Raw genomic sequence first — 7419 nt, 5'->3', positions numbered from 1 at the left:
TCGACCTTGCCGCGCAGATCGCCACGGGTGACGCCCTGATAGACCCGGGTTGAATCGGCAAAGCGGTCGCAGATCACCACCGCCCCGGCGGCCAGCGCCGGTTCGATGGTCTTTTCCAGATGGTCGCGGCGGGCGGCGGTGAACAGCAGCAATTCGGTCTCGGCCGACCAGCGGTCGGGATCGCCTTGCAGCACCAATGCGCGAATATCCTCGGCGCCGGGGGCGCCGCCGGGTTCGCGGGTCAGCACCACCTCGCGGCCCATGCTGCGCAGATAGTCGGCCAGCGCCCGCGCCTGCGTGGATTTACCCGACCCGTCGACACCTTCGAATGTCAGGAAAATGCCCCGCGCCGCCATGCTCAGAGCTCCTGCGCCCCCGCCGAGATCTTGCCCAGCAGCACGCCGAACGCCGTGCGCAGCCGGGTGGTGAACCCGCCCCGCGCCACGGTGTTTTCCGCCACCAGCGGCACCACAACATCATCCAGACCGGGGCGGCTGATGGTCAGATCGCCCAGCTTTTGACCCTGCAGGACCGGCGCCTGAATCGGGCTGTCATAGGTGATCTCGGCGCTGATCTCGCGCGATTGAATAGCGGGAAGCAGCAATTCGACATCATCACCGACGATCAGACCGACACTGCCGGCATCGCCCAGCCAGACATCGGCCCCGGCCATGCGGGTGCCGGCCTTGACCACGGTTTTCTGCACGAATTGACGGAAAGCCCAGTTGATCAGCCGCTCGGCCTCTTCGGCGCGGTCGGTGTCGGTTTCCAGCCCGGACACCACAACGATGACCCGACGCTTGCCTTGCAGCGCCGAGCCGACCAGACCATAGCCAGCCTCTTCGGTGTGGCCGGTTTTCAGGCCATCGGCGCCGATACCCAGTTTCAGCAGCGGGTTGCGGTTGAACCGGTTCTGCGGCGCACGACCGTCAAAGTCATATTCGTGCTGGCCGAAGTAATGGTAATATTCCGGGAAATCCGAAATCAGGTGATTGGCCAGAATGGCCAGATCGCGCATCGACATGCGCTGGCCCGGATGCGGCCAGCCCGAGGCGTTGGCGAAGGACGAATTCTCCATCCCCAAGACGCGGGCGCGTTCGGTCATCAGGCGGGCAAAGGCCTCTTCCGTGCCGGCCAGCCCTTCGGCCACCACCACGCAGGCGTCATTGCCCGATTGCACGATGATGCCTTGAATCAGGTCCTCGACCCGCGGGCGGTCGCGGTCGTTCAGGAACATGGTTGACCCGCCCATCGCCATCGCCTTGGCCGAGACCGAGAATTGTGTGTCCAGCGTTACCCGGCCGTCATGCAGGGCTTCGAACAGCATGGTCAGGGTCATCAGCTTGGACATCGACGCCGGCGGCAGCGCCACGTCGGCATTCTTGGCCAACAGCACCGTGCCCGTGGTCTGATCCAGCACATAGGCGGCGCGGGCGCGGGTCTCGTAGACCGATTGCGCCACGGCAGGTGCGGCGACGGCGGCACAGGCGGCCAGCGCGGCAAGAAACAGGCGAACGGGGCGGAGCAGGGCGGGTGAGTGGGTCAAAGCATCCTCAGTTGGTCACGAAATAGGCGTCGGCAAAGCCCAGATCCTTGATTTTATTCAGCAGATCGCTGCGTTCCGAGGCCGAGGTCGCCGGGCCGACGACAACGCGCCAGAACGCCTTGCCCTGACTTTCCTGTTTCAGGACGGTCGGAACGATGCCGCCGGTGCGCAGGGCGATGGCGGTGTTATTGGCGTTGGCCTCGACGCTGAAAATGCCGATCTGGATATAGGGTTTTTCCAGCCCGCTGGTCTTGGGTGCCGGGGCGGCGGCGGGTTTGGTCGCCGCAGGCTTGGTCACGTCAGCGGGCGCGGGGGCCGCTGCGGCCGGGGTGATGTCGCCCACCGGGTTGGGCGGCGGCGGGGTTTGCGCGGCGGATTTCTTTTCGGCCGCGTCGATGGCGGCGGCAGCGGCGGCCAGCGGCGCAAGTTCCTGCGATTTGATCTCGGACTCGGTGTCGGTCGGCTTGGCGGGTGTGGTGGGTTCGGCAGCTGGCGCAGGCGGCGCAACCGGCACTTCTTCACGGCGCAGCACGGTGACGCTCAGCTTGGTCGGCTGACCGGCGAGCATCCCCAGCGCACTGGCGGCATCCGACGACACCTGCAGGCGCGGGCCGGGATTGTCGCGTTCACGGTTGAACAGCGCGCCGATGACGAACTTGCCGTTGGTTTCGTTGCGGATGATCACGCGCTCGGGTTCGGTCACGCCGGGATAGGCCACCCAGACCCCGCCCAGCGACGGGCGCCCGTCCCAAAGACCGGCCTCGACCGTCTGAAACACCTCCGGTGCCTCGACATCGCGCTCGACGATGCGGGTCGTGGTCGACGGGGTGACGGCGGAGCTGTCGGCTTTTGGCGGGAAGAGGCTGAAATCCGAGCCCTCGGTGCAACCGGCGATCGTAAGGATCACGCAAAGCGCAGTTGCGGTGCGCCCGATCACTTTGATTTTCATGCCTGACCCCCTGTTGCCGCGCGGTTTTCTCCCCGCGTGCGTGCGGCCATCTGGCCGCTGTGTTTCCGCCGAGGGCGATACTGCTCATCCGCCCGGCGGCATGATAGCCGCGCTGCGCCGCCAAGGAAAGGCCGGGCCCGAGCCATGTGGCAAAAAACGGCCAGCGCCGGTCTTTTAGAATCGCGTGGCGCAAGCTAAGCCGTAAACCTGCCGGAGGGGTGGCAGAGTGGTCGATTGCGGCGGTCTTGAAAACCGTTGAAGGTTAACGCCTTCCGGGGGTTCGAATCCCCCTCCCTCCGCCAGTGCATATTTTCCGGCCTTTCCCGCGCAAACCCCGCCCTTTCCGCCAAGACAAGTATTTGAGCCAAATCAAAGTCTTTGTCCGGAACCGGCGTAAACTTAATTAATGCCTGATTGGGCCTTCGGGTCTGTCTATCGGCACTCGGGGGAGATCAAAATGTTGGAAAAACGCGCTACGCCTATTCGCAAAGGTGGTTCTGTCACGCTTGCCACGTCCTCAGCCATGTTCAGACGGGCAGGGGCGGTTCTGGCGGTGTCGGCGCTGTGTTTCGGCGCGGTTTCCGGCGTCGCGCAATCGCAACCCACGCCCGAGGTCAGCGAGGCCGAGGGTCAGCTGTGGACCAATCCCAAACCTGATGACCTGTCGCGCGCCCGTCAGGTGCTTGAGACCGCGGCGCTGGCCGGGCAGGTCGATGCGCAGCGCTTGTTGGGTCAGCACCTGCTGCATGGTTGGGTGCTGGAACAGGATGTCGAAGAGGGCTTGATGTGGCTGGAAAAGGCGATTGCCGCCGGGAATGCCGATGCTGAATCCGAATTGGGTCAGTCCTTGCTTTGGGGGCAGGATGTGCCTCAGGACCTGCGCCGTGCGGCCGAATTGCTGGCTTCGGCTGCTGACAAGGGGCAGGTGGCGGCACAGCGGGTGCTGGGCGAGCAACTGATCGGCGGCTGGACGATGGCCCGCGACCCCGAACGCGGTCTGACCCTGTTGCAGCAGGCGATCGCGGCTGGCGATGCCGAGGCCCATGTCGCCTTGGGTAAACTGCAACTTTACGGCACCGGGATCAAAACTGACCGAAAACAGGCGCTGGCGCATTTCGAGGCCGCCGCCGAGGCCGGAAATGGCCACGGGCTGGCGGTTTACGGCGAATATTGGATGTGGCGCTTCAGCTCTCCGGCCAAGGCCGAGGCGATGCTGGTGCGCGCCGCCAACATGGGCGCGACCGAGGCTTGGGTCACCTTGGCGCATGGGGCGATGTATGGCTATCTGGGCGGTGGCCGGAAATCGCGGGCCAAATTCAACGGCTATGCCGCCAAGGCCCGCGAGGCGGGCGAGGACGAGATCGCGGTTCTTGAGGCCACCCGCAACATGTGGGGCATCAACATGCGCGCCGATGGGCACAAGACCGTGGCCCGGCTGACCGGCGCTGCCGAAAACGGCAATGTTGCCGCCGCGAAATTCCTGATCGAACTGCTGCGTGATGGCAATGGCCTGAACGTGCGCCGCGATCTGAAGGCTGCCAATGCGGCGCTGGAGCGCTATGCGCCGCTGTTGGGCGACACGCAGACCCAGCAATATGCGCTGACCTTCCGGGCGTCGGCAGCGCGCACGCCCAAGGCCTATGCGCCAGTGGCCATGGACTATGTGACCCGCACCGATCTGAAAACCGACTGGCTGGCTCAGCAGATCGTCCGGGCCAATCCCAATGTCGCGTTCTACATCCTGCAACAGCGCTTCCGCGAGACCGGCAGCTATTCCGGCAAGCTGAACGGATATGCGACACGATCGACGCTGCGGGCGGTTTATAAAGCCTGCCTTGGTCTCGATCATCCCGAGCGCTGTAATGACAGCGTCATGCGGTCCGATATTATCGCGGATCTGGTCGCGCAGTAATGCGCGGCTAAGGGTGGGCCGATTTGCATCAGGCGAATCGACCGGTATTTTATCAGCCTATTTTTCGGGCGCGGTGCGCCGCCGATTAGCCTGGTCGACAACCTTTGGCTGCGTCCGTTTTCCGCCGGACACGTCAGGGCTGTAGCGGAAAAGGTGACGCCGGGGCAACTAAAGATCCACTTGTGGGAATTTACCAAAAATTGTGCTATATCAATGCTTTCTTCGGGTTTCCGGAGAGGAATTAATGGCTGGGGAGCTGTGAGAGATACGTGTCGCTGACAAAGCGGCAACTGGGGGCAAAATGGTATCGCAAAAGAGATTTCGGACGCCTTTTCTAAAAGGCGAGCCGCACAAGGCCGGTCGCACTGTGTTGGTTGCCGGCGGGGCGGGGTTCATCGGATCGAACCTGTGTCACCGGCTGATCGCCGAAGGCGACCGGGTGATCTGCGTTGACAACATGGAGACAGGTCGGCACGAAAATATTGCCGATTTGCTGACCCATCCAAGGTTTGCATTCCTGCACCATGACATCGTCGGGGCGTTCACCGTCGGCGGCCCGATCGACCGGATTTACAACCTTGCCTGTCCCGGCTCGCCGCCGAAATACCAGCGCGACCCGGTGCATACGTTCAAGACCTCGATCATCGGCGGGATCAATCTGCTGAGCCTTGCCGAAGAGAAATCGGCGCGGATTCTGCAAAGCTCGACCTCCGAGGTTTACGGCGATCCCGATATTTCGCCGCAATCCGAAGACTATCGCGGTCTGGTCAACACCATCGGTCCGCGCGCCTGTTATGACGAGGGCAAGCGCGGCGCCGAGACCCTGTTCCATGAAATGAACAAGCGGCGGGGCGTCGAGACCCGGATCGCCCGGATCTTCAACACTTATGGCCCGCGCATGGACCCCGAAGACGGTCGGGTGGTGTCGAATTTCATCATTCAGGCGATCACCGGCAACAATCTGACGGTCTATGGCGACGGCAACCAGACGCGCTCGTTCTGCTATATCGATGATATGCTGGATGGGCTGGTAGCCTTGATGGAGACCGAAACCCCCTTTGGCACGATCAACGATCCGGTCAATCTGGGCAATCCGGGCGAATTCACGATGCTGGAACTGGCCGATCTGGTGCGCGAGATGACCGGCTCGGGCTCGGGGCTGGTGTTCCGGGGGCTGCCGGTTGATGACCCACATCAGCGCCGCCCCGATATTCACAAAGCCAAACACCTGCTGGGATGGGAGCCGAAAATCCCGCTGCGCGAGGGGCTGGAACCAACCATAGCCTATTTCCGCGCCGAACTGGCCATCCAGCAACGCCTGCGAGGTAGTGCAGCTTGAGCTTAGCCCCGACCAGCAGTGTTCTTGTAACCGGCGGGGCGGGCTATATCGGAAGCCATGCCTGCAAGGCGCTTGCCCGCGCCGGGTTTCAGCCGGTGGTCTATGACAACCTGTCGCGCGGCCATGCCGATGCGGTGAAATGGGGGCCGCTGGTTATCGGCGATCTGGGCGATACTGACTTGCTGTGCCAGACCATGCGCGACCACGATATCAGCGCGGTCATGCATTTCGCCGCCTTTGCCTATGTCCAGGAAAGCGTTGAAAAGCCCGGACTTTACTATGACAATAATGTCGGCGGCATGCTGTCACTGCTGGCGGCGATGCGGCGTCAGGGGCTGGATAAGATCGTGTTTTCCTCAAGCTGCGCCACTTATGGCACTCCGGCCCAGCAACCGATTGCCGAAACTACGCCGCAGGTGCCGATCAACCCCTATGGCCGCACCAAGCTGATCTGCGAATGGATGCTGCGGGACGCGGCGCTGGCAGGCGGGATGCGGCATGTGGCGCTGCGCTATTTCAACGCCGCCGGGGCCGATCCCGAGGGCGAGCTTGGCGAACGCCACGATCCCGAAACCCATGTGATCCCGCTGGCGCTGTTGGCGGCGGCAGGCGGCGCGCCGTTGCAGATTTATGGGATCGATTATCCCACGCCCGATGGCACCTGTATTCGCGATTACATCCATGTCGACGATCTGGCGCGGGCGCATGTTCTGGCGCTGCGGTATTTGCTGGACGGCGGCGACAGCGTTACGCTGAACCTTGGCGCCGGGCTGGGCTATTCGGTGATCGAGGTCGTCGACGCGGTCGAGCGCGTCACCGGGCGCGGCGTGGCGCAAAGCTTTGCCCCGCGCCGACCGGGCGATGCGGCTGAACTCAGGGCCGATCCGTCGAAAGCCGCACAAGTGTTGGGCTTTCGCGCCCGCTATACCGATCTGGACGAAATCGTCGCCCATGCCGCGCCGTGGTTCAAAGCCGGGGGCAGGGCATGACCGCACCGCGCAAACATCACCCCGCCACCGACCCGCGCCCCTATCTGACGCCGATGTTCAGCGGCTGGAAGACGGTGAAATATTACACGCTGATCGGGATCTGGCTGATCATTGCCGGCTGGTTCTGGGCTTGGTGGCTGCAACCGTATCACGTCATCGCGCCGGTGCGTTATTGGGCGGTCACCGCGGCGATGATGTGGATCTGGGGGATGCAGCTGTATTTCATCGTGGTGTTCCTGCAGGCCCGGCGGTCTTCGGCGCCCGATCCGGTGCCGGGGCAGTGGCGCGTGGCGATGATCACCACCAAGACCCCGTCGGAAAGTTTCGAAGTCGTGCGCGTAACGCTTGAGGCGATCCTGGCGCAGGACTTTCCGCATGACACATGGCTGGCCGACGAAGACCCCACCCCCGAGGTCATCGCCTGGTGCAAGGCGCATAACGTGCGGATGTCGTCGCGCAAGGGCGTGCCCGAATATAACCGCACCGAATGGCCCCGGCGGGCGCGCTGTAAAGAAGGCAACCTTGCCTATTTCTACGATCACTGGGGCTATGACGATTACGACATCGTCGTTCAGTTCGATCCCGATCACGTGCCGCAGCCCGGCTATATTCAGGAAATCCTGCGGCCGTTCGCGGATCCCAAGGTGGGTTATGTTTCGGCGCCGTCGATCTGTTCGGCCAATG

At 63.2% G+C, this 7419-nt stretch carries 6 protein-coding genes, 1 tRNA gene and 1 pseudogene; 5 read left to right on the top strand and 3 right to left on the bottom strand.

Annotation, left to right across the window (positions count from 1 at the left end):
• The 3 genes from tmk to ABYW26_RS07975 all read right to left on the bottom strand — a co-directional run.
• Positions 1-356, bottom strand: a 356-nt coding sequence (gene tmk / locus ABYW26_RS07985; protein WP_372604245.1) for a dTMP kinase, incomplete at its 3' end; no start/stop codon positions are given.
• Between the two features lie 2 nt (positions 357-358).
• Entirely contained in the window at positions 359-1546 is a 1188-nt protein-coding gene (locus ABYW26_RS07980; protein WP_372604244.1) for a D-alanyl-D-alanine carboxypeptidase family protein, read from the bottom strand.
• 7 nt (positions 1547-1553) lie between these two features.
• Positions 1554-2495 (bottom strand): SPOR domain-containing protein, encoded by a 942-nt coding sequence (locus tag ABYW26_RS07975; protein WP_372604243.1) that lies wholly within the window; start codon positions 2493-2495, stop codon positions 1554-1556.
• A 212-nt stretch (positions 2496-2707) separates the two neighbouring features.
• Between ABYW26_RS07975 and ABYW26_RS07970 the strand changes: the two genes are divergently transcribed.
• The 5 genes and pseudogenes from ABYW26_RS07970 to ABYW26_RS07950 all read left to right on the top strand — a co-directional run.
• Positions 2708-2797 (top strand) — tRNA-Ser (locus ABYW26_RS07970).
• Positions 2798-3018: 221 nt separating this feature from the next.
• Positions 3019-4407: a tetratricopeptide repeat protein gene (locus tag ABYW26_RS07965; protein WP_372604242.1), complete on the top strand. Its 1389-nt coding sequence runs from the start codon at positions 3019-3021 to the stop codon at positions 4405-4407.
• Positions 4408-4774: 367 nt separating this feature from the next.
• On the top strand, positions 4775-5746 hold the full coding sequence (locus tag ABYW26_RS07960) for a UDP-glucuronic acid decarboxylase family protein (protein ID WP_372604241.1): 972 nt from the start codon (positions 4775-4777) through the stop codon (positions 5744-5746).
• On the top strand, positions 5743-6735 hold the full coding sequence (gene galE, locus ABYW26_RS07955) for a UDP-glucose 4-epimerase GalE (protein ID WP_372604240.1): 993 nt from the start codon (positions 5743-5745) through the stop codon (positions 6733-6735). The genes ABYW26_RS07960 and galE overlap by 4 nt, the downstream gene beginning before the upstream one ends.
• Positions 6732-7419 (top strand): annotated as a pseudogene (locus ABYW26_RS07950) (N-acetylglucosaminyltransferase); the annotation flags it as partial. The gene galE and the pseudogene ABYW26_RS07950, both read left to right, overlap by 4 nt.

Origin of the sequence: Actibacterium sp., from assembly GCF_041584535.1 — a bacterium.
Taxonomy (GTDB): Bacteria; Pseudomonadota; Alphaproteobacteria; order Rhodobacterales; family Rhodobacteraceae; genus Actibacterium_D.
This window is presented reverse-complemented; position numbering and strand designations above follow the sequence as displayed.